Annotated in this window: 20 protein-coding genes; 12 read left to right on the top strand and 8 right to left on the bottom strand. The window is 60.9% G+C overall.

The genetic code is table 11. From position 1 onward, the window contains the following. Positions 1 to 41: 41 nt before the first annotated feature. The 3 genes from PBDP_RS24615 to PBDP_RS24605 all read left to right on the top strand — a co-directional run bounded on the left by PBDP_RS24615 (position 42) and on the right by PBDP_RS24605 (position 2,900). Positions 42 to 824: a class II aldolase/adducin family protein gene (locus PBDP_RS24615; RefSeq protein ID WP_109754867.1), complete on the top strand. Its 783-nt coding sequence runs from the start codon at positions 42 to 44 to the stop codon at positions 822 to 824. Then, entirely contained in the window at positions 824 to 1,726 is a 903-nt protein-coding gene (locus PBDP_RS24610; RefSeq protein ID WP_109754866.1) for an alpha/beta fold hydrolase, read from the top strand. The genes PBDP_RS24615 and PBDP_RS24610 overlap by 1 nt, the downstream gene beginning before the upstream one ends. Before the next feature lie 262 nt (positions 1,727 to 1,988). Then, complete coding sequence (locus PBDP_RS24605; RefSeq protein ID WP_109754865.1) at positions 1,989 to 2,900, top strand: SDR family oxidoreductase; 912 nt, start codon at positions 1,989 to 1,991, stop codon at positions 2,898 to 2,900. 44 nt (positions 2,901 to 2,944) lie between these two features. Here PBDP_RS24605 and PBDP_RS24600 read toward each other — a convergent pair whose 3' ends face one another. After that, on the bottom strand, positions 2,945 to 3,712 hold the full coding sequence (locus PBDP_RS24600) for an N-acetylmuramoyl-L-alanine amidase (RefSeq protein ID WP_212801434.1): 768 nt from the start codon (positions 3,710 to 3,712) through the stop codon (positions 2,945 to 2,947). A gap of 657 nt (positions 3,713 to 4,369) precedes the next feature. Between PBDP_RS24600 and PBDP_RS24595 the strand changes: the two genes are divergently transcribed. From PBDP_RS24595 to PBDP_RS24580, 4 genes are all read left to right on the top strand, one after another. Then, the gene (locus PBDP_RS24595) at positions 4,370 to 6,163 is read left to right on the top strand and encodes a DUF1302 domain-containing protein (protein ID WP_109754863.1); all 1,794 of its coding nucleotides are present in this window, start codon (positions 4,370 to 4,372) and stop codon (positions 6,161 to 6,163) included. Positions 6,164 to 6,185: 22 nt separating this feature from the next. Then, positions 6,186 to 7,553, top strand: coding sequence for a DUF1329 domain-containing protein (locus PBDP_RS24590; RefSeq protein ID WP_109754862.1), 1,368 nt, complete (start codon positions 6,186 to 6,188; stop codon positions 7,551 to 7,553). A gap of 226 nt (positions 7,554 to 7,779) precedes the next feature. Further along, entirely contained in the window at positions 7,780 to 10,335 is a 2,556-nt protein-coding gene (locus tag PBDP_RS24585; protein WP_212801433.1) for a LuxR C-terminal-related transcriptional regulator, read from the top strand. Positions 10,336 to 10,458: 123 nt separating this feature from the next. Then, on the top strand, positions 10,459 to 11,160 hold the full coding sequence (locus PBDP_RS24580; protein ID WP_212801432.1) for a hypothetical protein: 702 nt from the start codon (positions 10,459 to 10,461) through the stop codon (positions 11,158 to 11,160). On the opposite strand, the gene PBDP_RS24575 is transcribed toward PBDP_RS24580, so the two are convergent. Continuing rightward, positions 11,125 to 11,946, bottom strand: a complete 822-nt coding sequence (locus tag PBDP_RS24575; protein WP_109754859.1) for an IclR family transcriptional regulator — start codon at positions 11,944 to 11,946, stop codon at positions 11,125 to 11,127. The two genes, PBDP_RS24580 and PBDP_RS24575, sit on opposite strands and share 36 nt — an antisense overlap. A 151-nt stretch (positions 11,947 to 12,097) precedes the next feature. Here PBDP_RS24575 and hmgA point away from each other — a divergent pair, with 151 nt between their 5' ends. Genes hmgA through maiA form a run of 3 tightly spaced genes read left to right on the top strand, consistent with a single transcriptional unit; the run spans position 12,098 to position 15,356 of the window. Then, the gene (gene hmgA / locus PBDP_RS24570; RefSeq protein ID WP_109754858.1) at positions 12,098 to 13,402 is read left to right on the top strand and encodes a homogentisate 1,2-dioxygenase; all 1,305 of its coding nucleotides are present in this window, start codon (positions 12,098 to 12,100) and stop codon (positions 13,400 to 13,402) included. Positions 13,403 to 13,405: 3 nt separating this feature from the next. Then, positions 13,406 to 14,710: a fumarylacetoacetase gene (gene fahA / locus PBDP_RS24565; RefSeq protein ID WP_109754857.1), complete on the top strand. Its 1,305-nt coding sequence runs from the start codon at positions 13,406 to 13,408 to the stop codon at positions 14,708 to 14,710. Between the two features lie 10 nt (positions 14,711 to 14,720). Continuing rightward, complete coding sequence (maiA, locus tag PBDP_RS24560; RefSeq protein ID WP_212801431.1) at positions 14,721 to 15,356, top strand: maleylacetoacetate isomerase; 636 nt, start codon at positions 14,721 to 14,723, stop codon at positions 15,354 to 15,356. A 204-nt stretch (positions 15,357 to 15,560) separates the two neighbouring features. Here the strand turns inward: maiA and PBDP_RS24555 are convergent, their stop codons facing one another. After that, positions 15,561 to 16,364 carry a SirB1 family protein gene (locus tag PBDP_RS24555; RefSeq protein WP_109754855.1) on the bottom strand — a complete coding sequence of 268 codons (804 nt, stop codon included), beginning with the start codon at positions 16,362 to 16,364 and terminating at the stop codon, positions 15,561 to 15,563. 186 nt (positions 16,365 to 16,550) lie between these two features. On the opposite strand from PBDP_RS24555, the gene PBDP_RS24550 reads away from it, so the two are divergent. Beyond that, a complete protein-coding gene (locus tag PBDP_RS24550) occupies positions 16,551 to 17,570 on the top strand; it encodes a Glu/Leu/Phe/Val dehydrogenase family protein (RefSeq protein WP_109754854.1) in 1,020 nt (339 codons plus the stop codon). 137 nt (positions 17,571 to 17,707) lie between these two features. Here the strand turns inward: PBDP_RS24550 and glyA are convergent, their stop codons facing one another. The 5 genes from glyA to PBDP_RS24525 form a co-directional block, all read right to left on the bottom strand. Beyond that, a complete protein-coding gene (gene glyA / locus PBDP_RS24545; protein ID WP_212801430.1) occupies positions 17,708 to 18,946 on the bottom strand; it encodes a serine hydroxymethyltransferase in 1,239 nt (412 codons plus the stop codon). Positions 18,947 to 18,957: 11 nt separating this feature from the next. Continuing rightward, a complete protein-coding gene (gene thrC, locus PBDP_RS24540; protein WP_116833414.1) occupies positions 18,958 to 20,211 on the bottom strand; it encodes a threonine synthase in 1,254 nt (417 codons plus the stop codon). Between the two features lie 94 nt (positions 20,212 to 20,305). After that, positions 20,306 to 20,737, bottom strand: a complete 432-nt coding sequence (locus tag PBDP_RS24535; protein ID WP_109754851.1) for a Rid family detoxifying hydrolase — start codon at positions 20,735 to 20,737, stop codon at positions 20,306 to 20,308. A 27-nt stretch (positions 20,738 to 20,764) separates the two neighbouring features. Continuing rightward, positions 20,765 to 21,937, bottom strand: coding sequence for an NAD(P)/FAD-dependent oxidoreductase (locus tag PBDP_RS24530; RefSeq protein WP_109754850.1), 1,173 nt, complete (start codon positions 21,935 to 21,937; stop codon positions 20,765 to 20,767). Then, positions 21,934 to 23,139, bottom strand: coding sequence for a benzoate/H(+) symporter BenE family transporter (locus PBDP_RS24525; RefSeq protein ID WP_176689162.1), 1,206 nt, complete (start codon positions 23,137 to 23,139; stop codon positions 21,934 to 21,936). Before PBDP_RS24525 ends, PBDP_RS24530 begins: the two co-directional genes overlap by 4 nt. A gap of 342 nt (positions 23,140 to 23,481) precedes the next feature. On the opposite strand from PBDP_RS24525, the gene PBDP_RS24520 reads away from it, so the two are divergent. Continuing rightward, the gene (locus PBDP_RS24520; RefSeq protein WP_109754848.1) at positions 23,482 to 24,873 is read left to right on the top strand and encodes an aminotransferase-like domain-containing protein; all 1,392 of its coding nucleotides are present in this window, start codon (positions 23,482 to 23,484) and stop codon (positions 24,871 to 24,873) included. Positions 24,874 to 24,918 lie beyond the last annotated feature (45 nt).

The raw sequence follows: 24,918 nt of genomic DNA, 5'->3' as shown, positions 1-24,918 counted from the left end.
GTTTCGATCGATACCTATAACAAGAAAACAGGGGCAGAGCAGTGAGCGTAGCGCCTATCCAAACGACACTCAGTATCAAGGAACAGGTCAGTGCGGCCGAATGGCAAACCCGGGTGGATCTTGCCGCCTGTTATCGGCTTGTCGCGCTGCATGGTTGGGATGACCTGATCTTCACCCATATTTCCGCGAAGGTCCCCGGTACCGAAGATTTCCTGATCAACCCGTTCGGGATGATGTTCCATGAGATCACCGCCTCGTGCCTGGTCAAGGTCGATCAGGCCGGCAACAAGCTGATGGACAGCCCCTACGAGATCAACCCGGCCGGTTACACCATTCACAGCGCGGTGCATGAGGTGCGCCATGATGTGGCCTGTGTGCTGCACACTCACACCGCCGCTGGCGTGGCGGTATCGGCACAGAAGCAGGGGGTGTTGCCGATCAGCCAGCAATCGCTGTTCGTGCTCTCGAGCCTGGCCTATCACGCCTACGAAGGGGTGGCCTTGAATCACGAAGAAAAGGCGCGCCTGCAGGCGGACCTGGGCCAGAGCAACTTCCTGATGCTGCACAACCATGGCCTGCTGACCTGTGGCGGGACCATCGCCGATACCTTCCTGATGATGTTCACCTTCCAACGAGCCTGTGACATCCAGGTCCTGGCCCAGAACGGCGGGGCCGAACTGATTGCCATCGAGCCACAGATCCTGGCCGGCGCCCGGGCGATGATCGCCGGGGTGACCAAAAGCGCCCAGGGCATGGGCGGCGCGTTGGCCTGGCCGGCTTTGCTGCGCAAGCTCGATCAACAAGACGCCGGGTATGGAAGCTGATGCCTCCGGCGCAGATTCCCCTGCGTATCTGGCGCCAGCGCAGCCAGATCTTCATGTTCCGTGGCCATGCCATCCGTTACTGGGTGGCGGGGCAGGGCGAGCCGTTGCTGCTGATCCACGGTTTCCCCACCGCCAGTTGGGATTGGCATTACCTGTGGCAACCGTTGGCGCAACGCTACCGGGTGATCGCTTGTGACATGCTCGGTTTCGGCGACTCCGCCAAGCCGACGGATCACGTTTACAGCCTGCTGGAGCAGGCCGATCTGCAACAGGCCTTGCTGGCGCACCTGAACGTGAAGGACGAACTGCATGTGCTAGCCCACGATTACGGTGACAGCGTGGCCCAGGAGCTGCTCGCACGGCATTACGAAGCGCGCATCCGTCTTGCCAGTTGTGTCTTTCTCAATGGTGGCCTGTTCCCGGAAACCCATCGTCCGGTCCTGGCCCAGAAACTCTTGCTCAGCCCCCTGGGCTGGCTGTTGGGGCGGGCGTTCTCCCGGGAGAGCCTGGTCAGCAGTTTCCGGCAGATTTTCGGCCCCAAGACCCGCCCCACGGAAAGCGAACTGGATGATTTCTGGAGCCTGGTAGAAGCCCATCACGGTCCGTGGATCATGCATAAACTCATCAGCTATATTCCCGAGCGCCTTGTGCAGCGCGATCGCTGGGTACAGGCGATGCAGCGCGGCGATGTGCCGTTGCGGGTGATCGACGGCGCGGTCGACCCGATTTCCGGTGAGCACATGGTGGCGCGCTACGAGGCCCTGATCCCCAACCCTGACACGGTGCTGTTGCCTGACATCGGGCATTACCCGCACACCGAGGCCCCGGTGCAGGTGCTCAAGCATTACCTGGCCTTTCGTGAAGCCATCGCCACGCCGCGCAGACAAATGGCCTGTTCATGACGACACCCTGCGGGAGCGAGCCCGGGTGGGAGCGATTGTGAATACAGAATTTGTGGGCAACAGAAATCCCTTGTGGGAGCGAGCCTGCTCGCGATAGCGGTGCTGCGGCCAGCAGGAAAATCGAATGTGCCGCCGTGGCTTGGGCCTGCATCATCCCCCCGCCTTATCGGCCACCATTCACTCGCAACCGTGTTGATTGTGACCGGCCCACTTGTGCCGGACACTCGTGCCCATTGTCCTGTCCGCCTGCTGGAGTTCTGCCATGAGTGAGTCTGTGCGCTTCGAAGATAAAGTCGTGATCGTCACGGGAGCCGGCGGCGGCCTGGGACGCGCCCATGCGCTGCTGTTCGCCAGACAAGGCGCGAAAGTGCTGGTCAACGACCTTGGCGGCTCGGCCCAGGGCGAAGGGGCCAACGCCTCGGCAGCAGACCGGGTGGTCGCCGAAATCCGCGAGGCGGGCGGCATCGCCGAGGCCAACCACGACTCGGTGACCGATGGCGACAAGCTTGTACAAAATGCCCTCGACGCGTTCGGTCGCGTCGATGTGGTGGTCAACAACGCCGGGATCCTGCGGGACAAGACGTTCCACAAAATGGACGACGCCGATTGGGACCTGGTCTATCGCGTCCACGTCGAGGGCGCCTACAAGGTGACCCGGGCGGCATGGCCGCATCTGCGTGAGCAAAACTACGGGCGGGTGATCTTCACCGCTTCCACCTCTGGCATCTATGGCAACTTCGGCCAATCCAACTACGGCATGGCCAAGCTCGGTCTTTATGGCCTGACGCGGACCCTGGCCATCGAAGGCCGCAAGAACAATATCCTGGTCAATGCCATCGCCCCCACCGGCGGCACCCGCATGACCGAAGGCCTGATCCCGCCGCAGGTATTCGAACAACTCAAGCCTGAACTCGTCAGCCCGCTGGTGGTGTACCTGGCCAGTGAGAACTGCCAGGAAACTTCTGGCCTGTTCGAAGTGGGCGGCGGCTGGATGGGCAAGGTGCGCTGGGAGCGGAGCCTGGGGGCCGGTTTCGATCCGCGCAAAGGTTTTTCACCCGAAGATGTCGCCGCCCATTGGCAGCAGATCTGCGACTTCGAGCACGCGGTGCATCCGAACGACAACCTGGAAGCCTTGAAAGAAATGATGGCGAACCTGCAACGCCACGCCATTTGAGCTTCATTGCCTGGGCCGGTTGCCGTCAGCGGCGGCAACCGTGCTCATGGAAAATACTTTTTCACCAGGGCCGCCAGGTTCGCGGCGGTCTCGATATCTATCACACCGTCATATTTGGCCGGACGAAAGTGCAGCTGGAAGGCGCGCACCAGGCGCTGGAAGCCGGCATCCGTCGTAGCGGCCGACGTGTCATAACCATACTTCTTGAATAGCCCGAGTTGTTGTTCGCGAGTCGGCAATCCGTTGCCTTGGTAGGCCTGCATGTACGTCCTTTGAGTGGACTCATCAAACCAGGCGCCGATGCCTTTGGCGTACAGCGCCTGCCAGGGAAACATCGGGCCTGGGTCGTTTTTCCTGCCGGCGGCAATGTCCGAGTGGCCCACCACATTGACGGGACTGATATCGGGGTAACGCTTGAGGATGTTCAACGCCAGGTGTTCGATTGCCTCGATTTGCATGGGCTGGTAGGGCGGGAAGGTAAATTGCCCTTGGTTATCGGTGGCGAGGTTGATGATTTCCACGCCAATCGAGGTGTCGTTAAGGTTAGTGCGACCACCCCAACTACTCACCCCGGCATGCCAGGCACGCTGGTTTTCGTCTACCAGGTTGAAAATCTGCTGCTCGGTGAAACCTGCGTTCAAATAACTGGGATCGCTGATGTCCGGAATCAGATAATGGGCGCTGACGGAAGCGCCGGTCAGCGCGTTGACAGAGGATGAAAAGTTGGCGGCTGTGTAATGGAAAACCAGGAAACGGATTCGGCTGTTATAGCCTTTTTTTGAACGATAGCTGTGGTAGTTGATGGGGGTCATAGATAACTCACTGATTGAAAAAACGAAGCCGAATGCTGCGACTGACTTTCAGCCTATCAGTGGTTTTTTTATGGGTTTGTAGTGGGTTTCTTGCTTTGTTGTAGGAGCAGGCGTTTGGATATCTGGGAATTTGTTATTTGCAAAGATAAGGGGGGCGGGAGCGATTCTGGGATAACGAGGCAACAGCCTGGAAACTCATTCGGGAAAGTAACGCCCACATAAAAAAGGCCGCTGCCAAAAGCAGCGGCCTAAACATGACGTTGCAAAGGAGCTACAAACCAACGTCGCTAAGCACGGGATGATGGACCAATAAGCAATCCATCCGAATGACGGTGCGCCAGGCATGAGGGATGCCATGACGACTTGGGCTTGCAGGCCCGTTGCCCTGCAAGCCCGGCCAGCATAGGCATCGAGCCCGGTGGGAAACAGCCCGGATCCGGACATGCACCGTTGCAGGGCGCGTAACAGTCGCAGGCCGGGCATGAATATGCGCGGCGCTGATGACCCATCATCCAGACCGTCCATGCACGGCGCAAAGGCCCGCCGTGCAAGGGCTGTAATCCTTTTTAGGTACAGCGCGAATACCTCCTTGGTGCGCTTATCGCCCATGGCGTGCGGCAGTAGGGTGAAGCCTCTGTCACTCACCGGGGAAGACGCATGACAACAATAACAATGCGCGCCATCTTCAAGCCGCAGGCGCTGGCCGTCGCGGTGGCCTTGGGTTGCTGTGCCCAGGCGCAGGCCGTTTCATTCAACATTGGCGAGATCGAGGGTCAGTTCGATTCGTCGCTGTCCGTGGGCGCGAGCTGGGGCATGCGCGATGCCGACAAGGACCTGGTCGGCACGGTCAACGGCGGCCGGGGCCAGTCCTCCACCGGTGATGATGGGCGGCTGAATTTCAAGAAAGGCGAGACCTTTTCCAAAATCTTCAAGGGCCTGCACGACCTCGAACTCAAGTACGGCGATACCGGTGTGTTCGTGCGCGGCAAGTACTGGTACGACTTCGAACTCAAGGATGAAGGCCGCGAGTTCAAGGACATCAGCGACAGCAATCGCAAGGAAGGCGCCAAGTCCTCGGGGGCACAGATTCTCGATGCCTTCGTCTATCACAATTATTCCATCGCCGATTTGCCGGGCACCGTGCGCGCCGGCAAGCAGGTGGTCAGTTGGGGGGAGAGTACCTTCATCGGTAACTCCATCAACAGCATCAACCCGGTGGACGTGTCCGCGTTCCGTCGCCCTGGTGCGGAGATCAAGGAAGGCTTGATCCCGGTGAACATGCTGTTCGCCTCCCAGGGCCTGACCGACAAGCTCACTATCGAAGGTTTCTACCAGTTGGAGTGGGACCAGACCGTGGTGGATAACTGCGGCACGTTCTTCGGCAACGATGTGGTGGCCGATGGCTGCACCACTGGCTACACCGTGGGCAGCCCGGCGATTGCGCCGTTCGTGCCATTGACCCAGGCATTTGGCCAGGAGATCCAGGTCTCCAGTGAAGGGGTGATCATTCCCCGTGGCGGTGACCGCGACGCCCGCGACTCCGGCCAGTGGGGCACGGCGTTGCGCTGGCTCGGCGATGACACCGAGTATGGCCTGTACTTCATGAACTACCACAGCCGTACGCCTACCGTCGGGACGACCACGGCGGGGCTCTCGACGCTGGCGGCGTTGCCGGGCATGGTCGCGATTGCCAACGGCCTGGCGCCTGGCAGCGGTGCGGGTCTGGCGCAGAGTGTGATGCTGGGGCGTGGTGGGTATTATCTTGAATACCCGGAAGACATCCGCCTGTACGGCGCCAGTTTCTCCACGACGTTGCCCACCGGCACCGCGTGGACCGGGGAAGTCAGCTATCGTCCCAACGCGCCGGTTCAGGTCAATACCAACGACCTGACCCTGGCCCTGGTCAACCCGATTGCCGGTGGCGCGGCGTCGCCCATCGCAACCGCACCGGGTGCCGACAACACCGGTTACCGGCGCAAGGAAGTGACCCAGGTCCAGAGCACCCTGACGCACTTCTTCGATCAGGTGCTGGGGGCTGATCGCCTGACCGTGGTCGGCGAGGCGGCGGTGGTGCATGTCGGTGGCCTGGAGTCCAAGGACAAGCTGCGTTATGGCCGTGATTCGGTCTATGGCCAGTATGGCTTCCGGGGTGACACCGATGGCTTCGTCACCTCGACGTCCTGGGGCTATCGCGCCCGGGCGATTCTTGATTATTCCAACGTGATCGGCGGGGTGAACTTCAAGCCCAACGTGTCCTGGTCCCATGACGTGGCCGGCTATGGCCCCAACGGTCTGTTCAACGAAGGCGCCAAGGCGGTCAGCGTTGGTGTCGATGCCGATTACCGCAACACCTACACCGCCAGCTTGAGCTACACCGACTTTTTTGGCGGCGATTACAACGTTCTCGAAGACCGCGACTTCCTCGCATTGAGCTTCGGCGTGAACTTCTGATCTGGCTGACAAGGAAAACCCAATGCGCAAGATGATCCTGCAATGCGGTGCCCTGGCCTTGAGCCTGCTGGCCGCGAACGTGATGGCGGCGGTCTCGCCGGATGAAGCGAACAAACTGGGCACCAGCCTGACGCCGTTGGGCGCGGAAAAAGCCGGCAATGCCGATGGCTCGATCCCGGCCTGGACTGGCGGTATTCCGAAAAATGCCGGAGCCGTGGACAGCAAGGGCTTTTTGGCCGACCCATTTGCCAATGAAAAACCGCTGTTCACCATCACCGCCGCGACCGTGGACAAGTACAAGGACAAGCTGTCCGAAGGCCAGGTCGCGATGTTCAAGCGTTACCCGGAAACCTACAAGATCCCGGTCTACCCGACTCATCGCAGCGTCGGCTTGCCACCGGAAATCTATGAGTCGGCCAAGCGCAGCGCCCTTAACGTGAACGCCATCAACGACGGTAATGGCCTGGCCAATTTCACCGGCAATCGCTACTACGCCTTCCCGATTCCCAAGAATGGTGTGGAAGTGTTGTGGAACCACGTCACCCGCTATCACGGCGGTAACCTGCGGCGCATCATCACCCAGGCCACGCCGCAGACCAATGGCAGCTTCACACCGATCCGCTTTGAAGAAGAAATTGCCGTGCCGTTCCTGATCAAGGACGCCGACCCGGAAAAGGCCAGCAACGTATTGACCTATTTCAAGCAGGAGGTGACTGCTCCGGCACGCCTGGCCGGCAACGTGCTGTTGGTGCATGAAACTCTCGACCAAGTGAAGGAACCACGCCTGGCCTGGATCTACAACGCCGGCCAACGCCGGGTGCGTCGCGCCCCGCAAGTGGCTTACGACGGTCCGGGTACCGCCGCCGATGGTCTGCGTACTTCCGACAACTTTGACCTGTTTTCCGGCGCGCCGGACCGTTACGACTGGAAGCTGATCGGCAAGAAGGAAATGTACATCCCGTACAACAGCTACAAGCTCGATTCGCCAAGCCTCAAGTACGACGACGTGATCAAGGCCGGCCACATCAACCAGGACCTGACCCGCTATGAATTGCACCGGGTCTGGGAAGTGGTCGGCACGGTCAAGCCGAGTGAGCGGCACATCTATGCCAAGCGCCACATGTACTTCGACGAGGACAGCTGGCAGGCGGCGCTGGTGGATCACTACGACGGTCGCGGCCAACTGTGGCGTGTTGCCGAAGGTCATGCCCAGTTCTACTACGACCATCAGAACCCGGGCTACACCCTGGAGGCGCTCTACGACATCATCGCTGGTCGCTACATCGCGCTGGGGATGAAGAACGAAGAGAAACACAGCTACGAGTATGGCTTCGAAGCCAGGGCCGCCGACTACACGCCGGCAGCGCTGCGTTCGACCGGGGTTCGCTAAGGTCTGGCAGCCAACTGTGGCGAGGGGATTTGTCTGTGGGGCAAGCCTTGCTCCCACAGTAAATCCTCTCTTCATCAGGTTGTGCCTGACTTGATGATCATGATCGACCGGCAGTGCTCCTGCCGGTCGTTTTTTTATGGGCGCCAATCAGCGCGCTGAATACTTCTCCAAAGCTTGGCGACACAGGACTAGGGTGGTGAGATAACAATAAACAGGATCTTCCCACATGACCGCCATGACCCCGTGTCCGGACCGTCCAGGATTGCTGCCTCGCCTGTCCTCGACGCATGTGCCGCGGCGGTCCCTGAGCGAGCCGCTGCTGACTTCCGAAGCGCGGGTAAAACTGCTCTGCGCGCCGGCGGGCAGTGGCAAGAGTGCATTGTTCGCCGAATGCTTCCTGCAGGCTCCCCCCGGTTGTCGCTTGCATTGGTTGCCCCTGGGGGGCGCGGCGTTGAGCGCGGTGCAAATGTGCGAGCGCTTGGCGCAGACCCTCGGCTTGCCGAGGCTGGATGAAGCGGGGCTACTGGCCCACCTGGCGCGTTTGCAAACCCCCACGTGGTTGTTCCTGGATGATTACTGCCGGGTGCCGAATCCAGAACTGGACCAGTTGCTTGACCGTCTGTTGAATAACAGCAGTCCGGCGTTGCATCTGTGGTTGAATGGCCGCCGTCGGCCCCACTGCAACTGGCCGCGGCTGTTACTCGATGACGAGCTGCACGAGTTCGATGCGCAGGCGTTGTTCTTCACCCCTGACGATGTCCTGCCATTGCTTCGTCACCTGCCCGGTCCTCAGGCTGCCCGCACTGCCCGTGAGGTGATCCAGCGCAGTGGCGGCTGGTGTGCCGGGGTACGCATCACCCTGCTCGAGCGTTGCGAATGGGCACGCAGTCATGCAACGCCAGGGCGGCCCGGGACCTTGCTCGACTACCTGGAGTACGAACTGTTCAGCACGCTGACCCCGGACCTGGCGCAGGCCTGGCGTGTGCTGGCGCGTTTGCCGCGCTTCAATGCCCGGCTGTGCGAGCATCTGTTCGGCGACACCGTGGGCGCTGAGTGCCTGCCGTTGTTGCTGGACCTGGGGTGTTTCATCGAGCCGTGGGAGCAGACATCGGATTGGTTGCAGATATTCCCGGCCCTGGCTCGGCTGGTCCGTGAAGAGCCCTGGTCGCAGGGGCGTTCCTGGCATCGCCGGGCCTGCCAATGGTTTGCTGCCGAGCAGGACTGGCAAATGGCGTTCGAGCAAGCCCTGTTGGCCGGAGAGTTCGAGACGGCCGTGAGTTTCTTGCAGCATCTGAGCTTCGAGCACGTCTTGCAGCGCCGCAACGTCGTGCTGTTGTTGGGCTTGCATGATCAACAAGGCGAAGCGCTGACCCTTGGTACGCCGCAATCGGTGGGGTTGGTCACCGCTGCGCTGCTGTTCGCCGGCCGTTTCGACCAGGCCTCGGCATGTATTGAACAACTGGCCAGGTTCATGCCCCAGCCTTCAGCCTGTCGGCAGCGACAGGTGCTGGCAAGGTGGCAGGTCTTGCAGGGCTGGTTGCTGCACCTCTCGGGCGATGGCGAGCGGGCGCGTGAGCACTTCCTCCAAGCCCAGGGCAGCCTGGACCCCGATGCCTGGGCCCAACGGGTGCTGTGCCTCGGTGGGCTGACGCAACAGGCGCTGCTTGCCGGCGAACTGGCCTCTGCACAATTGATCAACCGACAGGCATTGTGCCTGGCGCGTGCGCAAGGCTCGCTGGTATTTGAAGGGTTGCTGGAACTGGACCACGCCCAAATCCTGGAGCAACGGGGGGCACCGCACCGGGCCGATCATCTGCTGGCCGCCGTTCAGGCGCTGCTGGATAAACCGGGCCAGGATTTTTCTGCGTTGTTGGGGCGTATTGCCCTGCGGCGTGGGCGCCTGGCCTTGCGCATGGGCTTTGAGGAACGGGCCGCCGAACAGTTTCAAGCGGGCCTGGAAACGGGCCTGCACAGCCAGGACAAACAGGTGCTCTACGGCTTTCTCGGCAAGGCTACCCTGGCCGCCAACCAAGGCGACTATGGCGAAGCCTTCATGCAACTACGCGATGCCGAGCGGATCATGCAGCAGCGGCACATCCCCGACACCGTTTACCGTGGCGTGTTGTTGCAAACCAGTTGCCAGTTCTGGTTGCAACAGGGACGGGCGCAATTGGCCCATGAAGCCTTGACCCGCGTCTTGCGCCATTTTCGCGGACCGCGGGCCAAACACGCGCCTCCCGCGACCCTGGAGTTGATTGCGCGACTTGAATACCTGCTGGTGCTGGCCGAGGTCTACTTGCAGCGGGCACATGATCCGCAAACTCGACTCAGGGCAATGATCGCCCAGGCACAGGACAGTGAAATGCACAGCCTGGAAACCGAACTGCATCTGGTGCTGACGGAGGTTGTCTGGTTGTCCGGTGATCGTGCCCAGGCCCGGACGATGCTGCAGGAGGGGTTTGAACGAGTCACCTGCTGGCGGGCCGAGCAAGCTTTGTGTGAGTTGCGCTTGCGCCAGCCCGAGTTCTTGCGTTGGGCACAAATGACGGAGCAAGTCGAGGAGACGACGGTGCTGGCGGTCGAAGAACCGTTACTCAGTCACCGTGAACTGGAAGTGCTGGAGTTGATTGCACAGGGCTATTCCAACCAGCAAATTGCCGAACGGTTGTTCATATCGTTGCATACCGTAAAAACTCATTCGCGGCGGATACATAGCAAGTTGGGGGTGCAGCGGCGTACTCAAGCGGTAGCAAAAGCCAAGGTCATGGGCATGATGGCTTAGTTTCAATCGAGTTCTTTACGCACTCTTACATTTTGCCTTTTTACAATAAGGGGGGAGGCTGAGGTATAACTGAATTGATCGGCCGAACAGGAAGTTCGTGCCCCTGACATGACAAGGATGTTTATGAATACTCGGTTATTTTCTTCTTATTCCGAAAAACTTCGCGCCCTGAAGAACACTCGCGTGGATTTTGCGGTAAAGGTGCTGTTGGGCGATCGTCTGGATGGCTTGGGCGTCAACCCGTTGAACACCTATCTGAATACATTGGCAGATTTTCCCAACACCGAAGTTGGATCTTCCGAAACCCTGTTCGATGAGACGCTGGCCTGCGTTGTGGAGCAGCGATTGCCCAATTACACACAAGGCGTCAGTAATGTGTTCAGCAAGCGTTATTCCTTTGCCACGGAAGACCGGGTCAAGGCCCTGGATTTAATCGCTTTTGAAAAAATTGTCGTGGATATCGTTACAAGCCTGGCAGAAAAACCTGCAATGGATTTATCCAAGCGCTCCATCCGGCCGTTGGATGCCATGGATGTTCATGCGGCCTTGAAAGCTCATTTGCCCGGCGTCGACCTGGATAAAGTCTACGTCACCAGTTTTGTGCCCCATGACTCCGGTGAACGGATGGTGTCGTCTTCTGAACTACTGGTTGAATACCTACTGGACCATTTCCACCATAATGATATTCCCTACCACTCCAAGGGCGATCATCAGGGTATTTATATGGTTGCCTTCAGTGGCGAAGAGCGTGATTGCCATCCGCGGCTGGTCCCCGCTCATCTCAATGAACTACTGATCAGGATTGTCCCGGATTTCCTGGGCTGATCCCGGACCTGCTTCATACCCCATCCGCCAACTCACGGCCCGGGTCGCCGCCAACAGGCGTTGCGCCGCCGGGCCGTTTTCGTCGGCGTGGAACAGCGAGGTCGGACCGACGATGGTCATCACCGCCTTCACCTCGCCAACGGCATTGAATACCGGAGCAGACAAGGCATCCACGCCCGGCATCAGCAAGCCATGCACATGGTGCAGGCCGCGATTGCGAATCTGCTCGCACAGGGCGGCGTAGGCGCGGTCGTCTGCGAGGGCGTGATGCTCGCTGCCTTGTACTTCCTGTTCGCGCAAACCGATGGTCTCGCGCTCCGGCAGATAAGCGCTGAACACCAGCCCCGTGGACGAACTGAGCAGCGGCAATACCGAGCCCAGTTGCGTCACCACGGTCACGGCCCGCACGGCGGGTTCGATACGCACCACGGTCGCGCCATGGTTGCCCCATACCGCCAGGAAACAGGTTTCGTTCAAGTCGTCGCGCAACTCGGACAAGGGCAGGGCGGCCACTTGCAGCACGTCCATGCCATTGAGCGCCGCCAGGCCCACGCGCAGGGCCTCGCGGCCCAGGCCATAGTGGTTGGTGGCGGCGTTCTGCTCGGCAAACCCGCTGGCGATCAAGGCCTGCAGGTATCGATGCACCTTGCTCGCCGGCATTTGCACGTGTTCGGCCAGCCGCGATAGCGATGTGGAGGGGGACAGTTCCGCCAGCGCCTTGAGGATGTCGGTGCCGACTTCGGCCGAGCGGACTTTCTGTTTACCGTTGCTGAGCGGGGTTTCCATGGTGGCGCAGGGTCCAGAGGCGAATGGGCGTCTTTATAGCTTGACGGTCGCTGTCGAGCAAATTACGTTATGCGTAATTGAATTACGATAAAAATAACCCGGTGCGCCTCAACCACTCCGTTGAGTGACGGGCCGCATTCCTGGAGGCTCCATGAACCTCGATTCCCCAGTGTCGGACCTGGTCTACCAATCAGGCTTCGGTAACGAATTTGCCAGCGAAGCATTGCCCGGTGCATTGCCGGTGGGCCAGAACTCACCGCAGAAAGCTCCGTACGGTCTCTATACCGAATTGTTCTCCGGCACCGCGTTCACCATGGCCCGCAGCGAAGCGCGGCGTACCTGGATGTATCGTATCCGGCCGTCGGCCAATCACCCGGCCTTCACCAAGCTCGAACGGCAATTGGCGGGCGGACCATTGGGCGAAGTCACGCCCAATCGCCTGCGTTGGAACCCGCTGGAGATTCCCGCCGAGCCCACCGATTTCATCGACGGGCTGGTGTGCATGGCGGCCAACGCCGCTGCGGACAAACCGGCCGGCATCAGCCTTTATCACTACCGGGCCAACCGCTCCATGGAGCGGGTGTTTTTCAACGCCGACGGTGAATGGCTGATCGTGCCGCAACTGGGACGGCTGCGGATCGCCACCGAACTGGGTGTGCTGGAGCTGGCACCGCTGGAAATCGCCGTGCTGCCCCGGGGCCTGAAGTTTCGCGTCGAACTGCTCGATCCGCAGGCCCGTGGTTACCTCGCCGAGAACCACGGCGCGCCGTTGCGCTTGCCGGACCTCGGGCCCATCGGCAGCAACGGCCTGGCGAACCCACGGGATTTCCTGACGCCGGTCGCCCATTACGAGAATCTCGCGCAACCGACCCCGCTGGTGCAGAAATTCCTCGGTGAGTTGTGGGGTTGCGAGTTGGATCATTCGCCCCTCGACGTGGTGGCCTGGCACGGCAACAACGTGCCGTACAAGTATGATCTGCGCCGCTTCAACACCATTGGCACGGTCAGCTTCGATCACCCGGATCCGTCGATTTTCACTGTGTTGACCTCGCCCACCAGCGTCCATGGCCTGGCCAACCTCGATTTCGTGATCTTCCCGCCACGCTGGATGGTGGCGGAAAACACCTTCCGTCCGCCGTGGTTCCACCGCAACCTGATGAACGAATTCATGGGCCTGATCCAGGGCGCCTACGATGCCAAGGCGGAAGGTTTCCTGCCGGGTGGCGCGTCCTTGCACAGTTGCATGAGTGCCCATGGCCCGGACGGCGAAACCTGCACCAAGGCGATCAACGCTGAACTTCAGCCGGCGAAAATCGACAACACCATGGCATTCATGTTCGAGACCAGCCAGGTGTTGCGCCCGAGCCGTTTCGCCCTGGACTGCCCGCAACTGCAAACCGACTACGATGCTTGTTGGGCCTCGCTGCCTGTCACGTTCGACCCGACCCGGAGATAACCCATGACTCAACCTTCCCCTGACCGTAGCTGGGTCACCTCCGCCAACGGCCATGCCGACTTCCCGCTGCAAAACCTGCCGCTGGGCATTTTCAGCACCGACGGCGGCGCCCCTCGTAGCGGCGTGGCCATTGGCGAGTTCATCTTCGATTTGCAGGCCGCTTTGCAGGCGGGCCTGTTTGACGGCGCGGCGCGCGAAGCCGTCGAGGCCATGAAGGGCGGCCAGTTGAACGGGTTCTTCGATCTGGGCCGCGGCGCTCGGGTGGCGTTGCGTGAGCGCTTGCTGGAGTTGCTGCGCGAAGACAGCTCGCTGCGGGGCAAGATCGAAGCCCAGGGTGCGAAGCTGCTGATCCGCGCCGCCGACTGCCAGATGCACTTGCCGGCCAGGATCAACGACTACACCGACTTCTATGTCGGTATCGAACACGCGCAAAATGTCGGCAAGCTGTTTCGTCCCGACAATCCCTTGCTGCCCAACTACAAGTACGTGCCCATCGGTTATCACGGCCGCGCCTCGACCATTCGCCCCTCCGGCACCGACGTGCGCCGCCCCAAGGGCCAAACCCTGCCCGCCGGCCAGACCGAGCCGACTTTCGGCCCGTGTGCGCGGCTGGACTATGAGCTGGAGCTGGGGATCTGGATCGGCAAGGGCAATGCCTTGGGCGAACCTATCGCCATCGGCGATGCCGCCGAGCACATTGGCGGGTTCTGCCTGCTCAACGACTGGTCGGCCCGGGATATCCAGGCTTGGGAATACCAGCCCCTGGGGCCGTTTCTGTCGAAGAGTTTCCTGACCAGTATTTCGCCGTGGGTGGTGACCGCTGAGGCCCTGGAACCGTTCCGCCGCCCACAACCGGCGCGCCCGGAAGGCGATCCACAGCCACTGCCGTATCTGCTGGACAAGCGTGACCAGGCCGGTGGCGCCTTCGACATCGAACTGGAAGTGCTGCTGCTGACCGAGGCCATGGTCGAGCAGAATCTGCCGGCCCAGCGCCTGACCCTGAGCAACACCCAGTACATGTACTGGACCGTGGCGCAAATGGTCGCGCACCACAGCGTCAACGGTTGCCAGTTGCAGGCCGGTGATCTGTTTGGCTCGGGCACCTTGTCGGGGCCTGAAAACCATCAATTCGGTAGCCTGCTGGAAATCACCGAGGGTGGCAAAAAACCGATCGAACTGGCCTCTGGCGAAGTGCGCCGCTTCCTCGAGGACGGTGACGAAATCATCCTGCGGGCCCGTTGCCGCCGCGAGGGTTTCGCTTCCATCGGCTTCGGCGAGTGCCGGGGCAAGATCCTGTCGGCGCGTTGAGGGCCAGGGCATGGAACTCTATACCTACTATCGTTCCACCTCGTCCTACCGGGTGCGCATTGCGCTGGCGCTCAAGGGCCTGGATTACCAGGCCTTGCCAGTCAACCTGATCGCCGCGCCGGGGGGCGAGCATCGCCAGCCGGCCTACCTGGCGATCAACCCCCAGGGCCGGGTGCCGGCGCTGCGTACCGATGAGGGCGCGTTGCTGGTGCAATCGCCCGCCATCATCGAATATCTGGAGGAGCGTTATCCACAGGTGCCGCTGCTCAGCGCCGACCTGGCGGTTCGGGCCCATGAGCGCGGTGTGGCGGCGCTGATCGGTTGCGATATTCACCCCCTGCACAATGTCAGCGTGCTCAACAGATTGCGCCAGTGGGGCCACGATGAAACCCAGGTGACGGAATGGATCGGGCACTGGATCAGCCAGGGGCTGGCGGCGGTGGAGCAGTTGATTGGCGATGAGGGCTATTGCTTCGGTGCAGAGCCGGGGTTGGCGGACGTGTTCCTGATTCCGCAGTTGTACGCGGCCGAGCGTTTCAATGTGTCCTTGCAGGCGTATCCGCGGATCCGTCGCGTGGCGGCGTTGGCGGCTGCGGATAGGGCGTTCCAACAGGCGCATCCGGCGAATCAACCCGATACACCTTGATCCTTCCTGTGGGAGCGAGCCTACTCGTGATAGCGGTGGGTCAGCCCCAATGATGTTGGCGCTGCTTGCCTCATCGCGAGCAGGCTCGCTCCCACATGTGGTCTGCGGTGAACATCGAGCCTGAGTTCGATGCGATCAACTGTGTGCGAGCTTGCTCGCGATAGCGATTCAACCAGCAACCTGAATCTGCACGCCTGCAACCGCTCAATGCACAACCGAATTCGGTGGCAAATGCCCCAGCCGCTCCGTCAGCCGGATCCGCTGGATCGGGTCGTCGCTGAGCATCAGCGCATGTTCCAGGTCGAAGCGTTCGGCATTCGGACAGTCGAGCCGCTGATACAGGCTGGCGCGGGCCAGGTAGTCGGCGGCGCTGGCGTTGCCCAGTTCCAGCACCCGTTCGGCGTCGATCAGGGCCGCGATGTAGTCGTCGTTGGCCAGATGCAGTTGGCGCAGGTTGCGCGACAGGCGCTGGAGCATCTGTATCGGCTCGGCGTTGAGCAGATGCTCGGCCTTGAGCGGCATGTTCGCGCCGTATTGGCGCTGTAGCAGTTCCCGGCAGTCATTGGGGTATAGCCGGCGGCCACCGCATGGATCGAGCAGATGATCGGCCCCGGGTACTTTCAGCAGGAAATGGCCGGGGAAATTGACACCGACCATCGGAATTTCCAGGCCTCGGGCCAACTCCAGGGCAATCAAGCTCAGCGCCAGGGGTTGCCCGCGCTTGCGGGTGAGCACTTGGTTCAGCAGCGCCGCACGTGGGCGCAGCGGCGTGAAATCGTCCTGGGCGAACCCCAGGTCATTGAGTCGTCGCAACAAAGGTTGACCCAGCTCGCTGACCGGCAACATCGGCAGGCCATGGCTGACCTGTTGTTGCAGCTCCTTGAAATCCTTCAGCAAGGCCGGTACGTCCACATCGCTATCATGTTCGGCAGCGATCCACAGCGCCGCTTCGAACAGCGCCGGTGGCGAACGGTGCAAACAGTCAAAAAAGGCTTGGCGCGGTTTCATCAAACTCTCCGGGCTATGCCTCGTTTTAGCCCTGCCTTGGATTTTCGTCCAGTCTCGGACAGACGCGGTTACAGGTTATGCCGAAAAAGACTGGCAATCCCGGCGGCTTATTCCGGCGTGCTCCAGCAAATTTCGGCCGCACGCCTATACTGGCGAAACAAACAAAAGTGATTCGGGAGCCTTACGATGTTTGCTCTCATGCAAAGCTCCCGCCTTGAATCGCTGCACCTAAGCGTAGACCCGACGACCGGGTTGAAGGCGGTGATTGCCATTCATTGCAGCCGTCCCGGGCCCGCCCTGGGGGGCTGTCGTTATCTTGCCTACCCCGACGACGAAAGTGCCGTGGCTGACGCCGTGCGCCTGGCCCAAGGCATGAGCTATAAGGCGGCGCTGGCTGGCTTGCCTGTGGGCGGCGGGGTCGCGGTAATCATGCGTCCAGCCCATGTCGAGAGTCGGGCGGCGCTCTTCGAAGCCTTCGGTCGTTGTATCGAGCAATTGGACGGGCGCTACATCACCGCCATCGACAGCGGTACGTCGGTGGCCGACATGGATTGCATCGCCCAGCAGACTCGCCATGTCACCAGCACCACCGCCTCGGGAGACCCTGCGCCCCACGCGGCAATGGGCGTATTTGCCGGCATCCGTGCCACCGCCATGGCCCGCCTGGGCAGCGATAATCTCGAAAGCCTGCGGGTGGCGATCCAGGGCTTGGGCAATGTCGGTTATGCCCTGGCCGAACAGCTGCACGCGGCGGGCGCCGAACTGCTGGTCAGCGACATCGACCCAGGCAAGGTGCAATTGGCGATGGAGCAACTGGGCGCTCATCCGATCGCCAACGATGCGTTGCTCAGTACCCCTTGCGACATCCTTGCCCCTTGCGGCCTGGGCGGCGTGCTCAACAGCCACAGCGTGGCGCAACTGCGTTGCTCGGCCGTGGCCGGCTCGGCCCATAATCAGTTGAGCAACCTGCAGGTGGCCGACCAGTTGGAAAGACGTGGAATTCTCTATGCGCCGGACTATGTGATCAACTCCGGCGGGCTGATCTACGTCGCGTTGAAGCATCGTGGCGAAGAACTGTCGACGATCACCGCGCATTTGTCGAAGATCGGCGCCCGGCTCACGGAAGTCTTCGCTCACGCCCAGGCGGAGAAGCGCTCACCGGCCCGGGTGGCCGATGAGCTGGCGGAGCGTTTGTTGTACCGCTGAAAATCAAAAGGAAGTAATGGGTAGCAGTGAAGCAGCCTATCTGTGGGAGCAAGGCTTGCCCGCGATGCAGGCGTCGCGACTGTTCAGGCTAACCGAGTCATCGTTCATCGCGAGCAAGCTTTGCTCCCACAGCTGCATCACCTCAACAGATACACCGGAAAGCATTCGCACAAATGCATCACCCGGCGCCGGGTGTTATCCAGGCGCGCGACGTTGTCCGGTTGTTCCAGCAGGTCGGCGATCAAGTTCGCCACTTCGGCGCATTCCGCTTCGCCAAAGCCGCGTGTGGTCAATGCCGGCGTGCCGATGCGAATGCCGCTGGTGATCGCCGGTTTCTGCGGATCATTGGGGATCGCGTTTTTGTTCAGGGTGATGTGGGCACTTTCCAGCAGGGCCTCGGCGTCTTTGCCAGTGATGTTCATCGAGCGCAGATCGAGCAGGAACATGTGGCAGTCGGTACCACCGGACACTACCCGCAAGCCGCGTCGGGTCAGGACATCGGCCATGACGCGGGCGTTGTCGATCACCCGCTGCTGGTAATGTTTGAACCCGTCGCCCAAGGCTTCGTTGAACGCGACGGCTTTGGCGGCGATGACGTGCATCAGCGGGCCGCCCTGGTACACCGGGAAAATCGTCTTGTCGAGCAGGGCGGCATATTGCGCCTTGGCCAGGATCAAGCCACCGCGCGGGCCGCGCAAGGTCTTGTGGGTGGTGGAGGTGATGAAGTCGGCGATGCCAACCGGCGACGGGTAGACACCGGCGGCGATCAACCCGGCGTAGTGCGCCATGTCCACCATCAGGTAGGCGCCGATTTCATCGCAGATCTTGCGAAAGCGCTGGAAGTCGATGGTCCGCGAATAGGCCGAGGCTCCGGCGATGATCATCTTGGGCCGGTGTTCCCTGGCCAGGGCTTCCATCTCTTCGTAGTCGAGGGTTTCGGTCTCCGTGTCCAGGCCATAGGAAAAGGCCCGGTACATCTTGCCGGAAAAATTCACCGAGGCGCCGTGGGTCAGGTGGCCGCCGTGGGCCAGGGACATGCCCAGGATCGTATCGCCGGGTTCGAGTACCGCCAGGAACACCGCCTGGTTGGCCTGGGAGCCCGAATGCGGTTGCACGTTGACGTATTCGCAGTTGAACAGTTTGCGAGCACGTTCGATGGCCAGGTTCTCGACCTCATCGACGACTTTGCAGCCGCCGTAGTAGCGCCTGCCCGGATAACCTTCGGCATATTTGTTGGTCAGTACCGAGCCCTGGGCCTGGAGCACTTCTTCGCTGACATAGTTTTCCGAAGCGATCAGCTCCAGGTGGGTTTCCTGGCGATTGCGCTCGCGGTCGATCAGGCGGGCAATGGCGGGGTCGAAATTTTGCAGGCTCATGGTGTGATTCCTTAGATAAGCGCTTCGGCCGGTGGCGCAGTCACGTGATGCGGCAACGCCCGTGGATGGCTTTTGGTCGAGCTGGACAGAAAAATGGAGGTGTCTTTCAAACCGCTACCGGTAATCAGGATCACGGCGGTTTGCGCCGTGTCGGGGTGTGTTTCTGCATACTTGAGCAGGCCGGCGAAGGCGCTGGCGGCGCCGGCTTCTGGAAACACGCCGGTGCTGGCGGCCAATCGGGAGGCGGCGGCGACAATGCTCGGGTCGCTGACGCAGATGAACTCACCGCCACTGGCGGTAACCGCGCGCATGGCCTTGAGGCGATCACGTGGCAGCGCCACATTGATGCTGCTGGCCAGGCTGGTGGGCGGCAGGCGTTCGGTCTTCTGCATCGAGCGGTCGTTGCGCCAGGCGCGGTACATGAAGTTGCTGTGCTCGGCCTGTACGCCGATCAGGCGTGGAATGCGTTCGATCCAGCCCAATTGCAGCAAGTCGAAAAAGCCCTTGTAGACCGAACCCAGGATGCAGCCGTTGCCGACGGGTACGAACACCAGATCCGGTACCTGCCAGTTGAGTTGTTCGCACATTTCGAAGGCGACGGTTTTCTTGCCTTCGCTCATGTACGAGTTGATCCCGGTGGTGCGGTTGTACCAGCCGTGGTCTTCGCAGGCGTTGAGGCATTGTTCGAAGGCTTCGTCATATTGCCCATCCACCAGCACGATCTCGGCGCCGTAGCCCTGCATCTGCGCAAGCTTTTCGCGGGGCGCGCTCCTGGGCAGGTAAATGACGTTGTGCAAACCCAGGCTGGCGCTCATCCCGGCCAATGCCGAAGCGGCATTGCCGGTGCTGGCCACCGCCACGGTACGCGCACCGGATTGCATGGCGTGGGCCACCGCCAGGGCGCTGGCGCGATCCTTCAACGACCCGGTCGGTTGCCGTGATTCGTCTTTCACGAAGACTTTGATCCGGGCACCTTTACCGAGCAATTCCGGGCGCGAGTACAGCGGCGTGTTGCCCACCAGTAACGGTGGAATGAATTGCGTCGAGCTCAACGGCATCAAGCGGTCATAGCGCCACATGCCACGGGCGTGGTCATGGGCCAGGCTGTCCCGGGACCATTCGCGCTTGAGTGTCGGGTAATCGTAAAGCGCGTCCAGGGCGCCATCGACTTTGCAATGAGGGCAGTAGTAGCTGACCTCATGGGGCTGGTAGCTTCGATCGCAAACCAGGCACTGCAATACATACTCTCTGTACGAATTTTTCATGGTCACCCTCTGAAAGTACGCTGTGCTGGTGCTTTCCTTACCAACGTCGGTCCAGCTCACCGGACCGACGGGCACTCCGCTGACAGAAGGTGTTTCAAATCACCATGATGGCGTCGATGGCAACCAGGGTATTGCGTGCCAGCGCACTGGCGCCGGCGGTGGTGCGGGCCGGATACGGCTTGGTGAAGTACTCTTCCATGACGCGATTGAGGGTCGGGAACTCGCTCAGGTCAGTGATGAATGCCGTGACCTTGACCACGTTCGCCAGGGTGCCACCTGCCGCTTCGGCCATTTGCACCAGGTTGTCGAGGGTCTGGCGCAGTTGGCCTTCGAAATCCTTGGCCAGCACTTCGTTGTTCAGCGCCGAGACCGGGGTTTGTGCCGACAGGTAGATGGTCTGCCCGTGATTGACCTTGATGCCCTGGGAATAGGTGCCCAGCGGCAGTGGCGCCTTGTCGGTGAAGATCACGTTTTCTTCGCCCAGGAAAGGTTTGGCGGCGGGCTGGATTTGAGCGGTGGTTTGCATGGTGACGTTCCTTGTTAAGTGGATGGGTTAGTGCAAATCGGCAACCTGCTTGACGGCCAGGCTGGAAAATTCCTCGTCGCGGCAACGGGCCGGAGAAAAGTGCTGGTAGTTGAGTTGCAGCGCCGCCAGGTCATCCGGCATGGCGATGCCCAGCGCCGCATGGCTGCACAGGCGTGCAATGGCGGGGGCTGCCTGGATGCCGTAGCCACCGAGGGCCGCGAGCCAGATAAAACTCTCTTGCTGTGGGTCTTGGCCGAGCACCGGCGAGCGGTCGGCGACGAAGGTGCGCAGGCCTGCCCATTTATTGATGATCGAGCGCGGGCGCAGGCGCGTGGTGTTTTGCAGGCGATCCATGGTGATGGCCAGGTCAAGCTCTTCCGGTAGCGCGTCACAGGGCAGCGAAGGGCTTTCATCGCACGGGGAGACGATCAGTCGCCCGGCTTCGGGCTTGATGAAAATGTCCTCGTCCACCGTCCCCAGGTAGGGCGTGTGGTGCACATCGCATTGTGGATCGACCGCCAGCACGGTGCGCCGCAACGGGCGGACACCGACCTTGGGCACGCCGCAGCGCTCGGCGAGTTCATCGGCCCAGGCCCCGGCGGCGTTGACCACGATGGCGGCTTGCAGTTGTTGACCATCCTGGGTGTGCAAGCGCCAGTGCCCATCGCGATATTCGCCACGCAGCACTTGGGTTTCACGCTTGATCACCCCTCCGCGGGCACGCAGCCCACCGAGGTAGGCACCGTGGATGCCATGTACGTCCAGGTCGAAGGCGCTGGGCTCGTAGATCCCTGCACTCCAGGCGCCTTCGGCGAGGTAGGGGACCAGCTCCAGCACTTGCTTGTCGTCGAGCAGCTCGGCCGTGGGCACTTGCCCCAGTACGGCGCTGAAACGCGCTTTGAGTTTGTCCACCCGAGCCGCCTGGGCCACGATCAGCGCGCCCCGTGGTGCCCATAGCGGATGTTCGGCCAGGCCCTCGGGCGGGTTTTCGAAGAAGTTGCGGGATGCGCAGGTCAGTGAGCGGATCTGTTGGTTGCCGTAGCTTTCCATCGAGATCGCGGCTGAACGCCCCGTGGTGTGATAGGCCAGTTGCTGTTCCTGTTCGAGCAGGCAGACGCTGCCATGGGCCGCCAATTCATAAGCGACAGACACGCCGGCGATGCCGCCACCGATCACAATGAAGTCGTAACGTGCGGTCATGGTCGGCTGCCCTCGGCGATAACGGCGGCTTTGCTTTCGCGGGTGTAAGTCAGAACGAAGTGCGCCACGAGGCCGAAGATCAACCCCCAGAATGCGGCGGCCAGGCCCAGGAAACTCATGCCCGAAGCCGTCACCAGGAAGGTGATCAAGGCAGCTTCACGTTGCTTCTCGTCAGCCATGGCGCCGCTCAGCCCGGCACTGATCGCGCCAAACAAGGCGAGGCCGGCGAGGGATGCGATCAATTCTTTCGGCAGGGCGGAGAACACCGAGGCCAGGGTGGCGCCAAAGGTGCCCATCAGAATGTAGAACACCCCGCAGGCAATCCCGGCCATGTAGCGTTTGTCGCGGTCCTCGTGGGCTTCGCGGCCGGTGCAGATCGCTGCGGTAATGGCCGCCAGGTTAAAGCCGTGGGAGCCGAATGGAGCCATCAGCACCGAGCCAATCGCAGTGACGGAGATGATCGAGCGCGCAGGCGTGTTGTAGCCCGAGGTGCGCAACACCGCCATGCCAGGCACGTACTGGCCGGTCAAGGTCACCAACGCCAGGGGCAGGCCGATGTTGATGATTGCGTGCCAGTTCCATTCAGGGGCGATGAAGACCGGCTGGGCCACGGCAATGGTGATCGAGCTGCTGTTGAGTTCACCGAACGAGGCGGCCACCGCGCAACCGACGATCAATACCGACAGGATCGCGTAGCGTGGCGAAAAGCGCTTGAAGACCAGGTATGCCGCGATCATCGCCAGCACCAATGCCGGCTGCAGCTTGATCGACGTGAACAGCTCGGCGCCAAAGCGGAACAGGATGCCGGCGAGCATGGCGGCGGCAATGGCCTTGGGCAGGCGACTCATCAGCTTGTCGAACGCCCCGGACAGACCGACCAGCGCGATGATCACCGACGCCACCACATAGGCCCCGATGGCTTGGGGCAGGGTCACGGTGGGCAGCATCGACACCAGCAACGCCGCCCCGGGTGTCGACCACGCGGTGATGACTGGAACACGCAGGCGCCAGCTCAGGAACAGGCCGGTAATCCCGCTGCCGATGGAAATGGCCCAGATCCATGAAGACACCACGTCGTTGGGCAGGTGCGCTTCCTTGGCTGCCTGGAACACGATGATGAGCGGGCCGGCGTAGGAGATGATCACGGCGATGAAGCCCGCAATCACCGCTGAGAGGGATAGATCCTTTCTGAGTGTGTCCATGATGTCTCGACTTGGCGCGACAGGAGCGCGCGGTGGGTGATTGAGTCGATTGCTTCGATTCGAGATCAGTGTATTTGAATGGATTGAGTTGATTCAATAGGGGACGGGATTGTTACGAGATATTTTTCTGCTATTACGGGCTGTTTTCGGTTTTATTTTTGATTAACTATTTGATTTTTATAAAAATTACTACTTGTAAAAATTTCTTCACGTCGCATTGATAAAGCATTCAATAATCGAATCAATCGACTCAATATGTTGATTGTGTCGAATTATTAGTTGCCTAACCTCCATGTGATATGCTCGGATATTCATCATTTCTACGATGGGCAGTGATCATTCATGTGGGTTCCCCAGCTAAGCGAGTTCAACCAGCCGATGTATCTGTCGATTGCCGATGCGTTGGCGCGCGATATCAACAATGGCGTGTTGAACGAGGGCGATCGCCTGCCGACCTTGCGGGAGCTGGCCACCACCTTGAATGTCACGCCGGGTACTATCAGCCGGGCGTATAGCGAAGCCCACCGGCGTCGGTTGGTGCAGGGGGAAGTGGGGCGTGGCACCTACGTGCTCAACCAGAAGCAGCTGGAACTGCCGGCAAGCAACAGTGCCTCCGCGCCGCTGAACCTGGGGCAATCCGAACTGCTCGATCTTTCGATCATCAAGCCCTACAGCGAAACCCTGGAGTACTGGTTGCGCGGTGCGTTGGTGGGCATGGCCAAAAGCACCGATTTCGCTCGCGCACTGGATTACGCGCCGGATGGCGGTCACCCGGCTCATCGCGAGGCGGGTGCGCAGTGGTTGCGCCATTCATTGCCCGACGCGCAATGGCAGCAAGTGGTGATTACCGCAGGGGCCCAGCATGGCTTGATGGTCGCGATGAGCGCCCTGACCAACGCCGGTGACCTGGTGCTCTGCGAAGCGCTTTGCTACCCCGGCATCATTTCCCTGGCCCATGGCCTCGAGCGCCGCCTGCGTGGCGTGCCGATGGATGACGAAGGCATCATTCCCGAAGCATTGCGCGAACTGTGCCTGCGGGAGAAGCCGGCGATGCTGGTCTGCGTGGCGACGTGCCAGAACCCGACGGCGGCGATCATGTCGCAGAAGCGTCGGGCCCAGATCGCTGCGCTTGCCGAGGAATTCGACTTCATCATCCTGGACGATGACATCTATGGTTTCCTGGCCACCGATCCGTCGATCAAGCCACTGTCGGCCTTTGCGCCGGAGCGGTCGGTGTACCTGACCAGCCTGTCGAAATCGGTCATGCCGGCGCTTCGTGTCGGTTACATCTACAGCCCGCCGAAACTGCTGTCGCGCCTGACCTCGATGGTGCGCAGCAGTGTCTGGATGCCGTCGCCGTTGACCGCGCAGTTGGCCAGCAATGTGATTACCGAAGGCCTGGACAAGAAACTGATCCGCATCCAGCGCAACGAGGCGGCGGGGCGACAAGCCATCGCCCGGGAAATCTTTGCCAATTTCGAGCTCAAGACCCAGCCGTATTCCTATCACGTCTGGTTGACACTGCCGGAGCCCTGGACCAGCGACGAATTCACCATGCTCGCCCGGGCCAACGGTGTATTGGTGCTCAGTGGCACCCAGTTCCAGGCTGAGCGTTCGGGGACTACGCGATGTGTACGGTTGGTGTTGATGTCGCCCACCAGCCAGGATGAACTGCGCTTCGCCCTGACCAAGCTGGCCAGCCTGATCGATTCAGATCCACGCCGTTATTATTGAAAAAGATCGCCGCCTTTGGCAGCGCCTACGCGGTGTAGGCGCTGC

The organism is Pseudomonas sp. St290, assembly GCF_018325805.1.
GTDB lineage: Bacteria > Pseudomonadota > Gammaproteobacteria > Pseudomonadales > Pseudomonadaceae > Aquipseudomonas > Aquipseudomonas bijieensis.
This window is presented reverse-complemented; position numbering and strand designations above follow the sequence as displayed.

Coding starts and splice junctions, on each gene's coding strand:
- PBDP_RS24610 (WP_109754866.1), top strand. CDS start 824: ATGCCTCCGGCGCAGATTCCCCTGCGTATCTGGCGCCAGCGCAGCCAG.
- PBDP_RS24605 (WP_109754865.1), top strand. CDS start 1,989: ATGAGTGAGTCTGTGCGCTTCGAAGATAAAGTCGTGATCGTCACGGGA.
- PBDP_RS24600 (WP_212801434.1), bottom strand. CDS start 3,712: ATGACCCCCATCAACTACCACAGCTATCGTTCAAAAAAAGGCTATAAC.
- PBDP_RS24595 (WP_109754863.1), top strand. CDS start 4,370: ATGACAACAATAACAATGCGCGCCATCTTCAAGCCGCAGGCGCTGGCC.
- PBDP_RS24590 (WP_109754862.1), top strand. CDS start 6,186: ATGCGCAAGATGATCCTGCAATGCGGTGCCCTGGCCTTGAGCCTGCTG.
- PBDP_RS24585 (WP_212801433.1), top strand. CDS start 7,780: ATGACCGCCATGACCCCGTGTCCGGACCGTCCAGGATTGCTGCCTCGC.
- PBDP_RS24580 (WP_212801432.1), top strand. CDS start 10,459: ATGAATACTCGGTTATTTTCTTCTTATTCCGAAAAACTTCGCGCCCTG.
- PBDP_RS24575 (WP_109754859.1), bottom strand. CDS start 11,946: ATGGAAACCCCGCTCAGCAACGGTAAACAGAAAGTCCGCTCGGCCGAA.
- hmgA (WP_109754858.1), top strand. CDS start 12,098: ATGAACCTCGATTCCCCAGTGTCGGACCTGGTCTACCAATCAGGCTTC.
- fahA (WP_109754857.1), top strand. CDS start 13,406: ATGACTCAACCTTCCCCTGACCGTAGCTGGGTCACCTCCGCCAACGGC.
- maiA (WP_212801431.1), top strand. CDS start 14,721: ATGGAACTCTATACCTACTATCGTTCCACCTCGTCCTACCGGGTGCGC.
- PBDP_RS24555 (WP_109754855.1), bottom strand. CDS start 16,364: ATGAAACCGCGCCAAGCCTTTTTTGACTGTTTGCACCGTTCGCCACCG.
- PBDP_RS24550 (WP_109754854.1), top strand. CDS start 16,551: ATGTTTGCTCTCATGCAAAGCTCCCGCCTTGAATCGCTGCACCTAAGC.
- glyA (WP_212801430.1), bottom strand. CDS start 18,946: ATGAGCCTGCAAAATTTCGACCCCGCCATTGCCCGCCTGATCGACCGC.
- thrC (WP_116833414.1), bottom strand. CDS start 20,211: ATGAAAAATTCGTACAGAGAGTATGTATTGCAGTGCCTGGTTTGCGAT.
- PBDP_RS24535 (WP_109754851.1), bottom strand. CDS start 20,737: ATGCAAACCACCGCTCAAATCCAGCCCGCCGCCAAACCTTTCCTGGGC.
- PBDP_RS24530 (WP_109754850.1), bottom strand. CDS start 21,937: ATGACCGCACGTTACGACTTCATTGTGATCGGTGGCGGCATCGCCGGC.
- PBDP_RS24525 (WP_176689162.1), bottom strand. CDS start 23,139: ATGGACACACTCAGAAAGGATCTATCCCTCTCAGCGGTGATTGCGGGC.
- PBDP_RS24520 (WP_109754848.1), top strand. CDS start 23,482: ATGTGGGTTCCCCAGCTAAGCGAGTTCAACCAGCCGATGTATCTGTCG.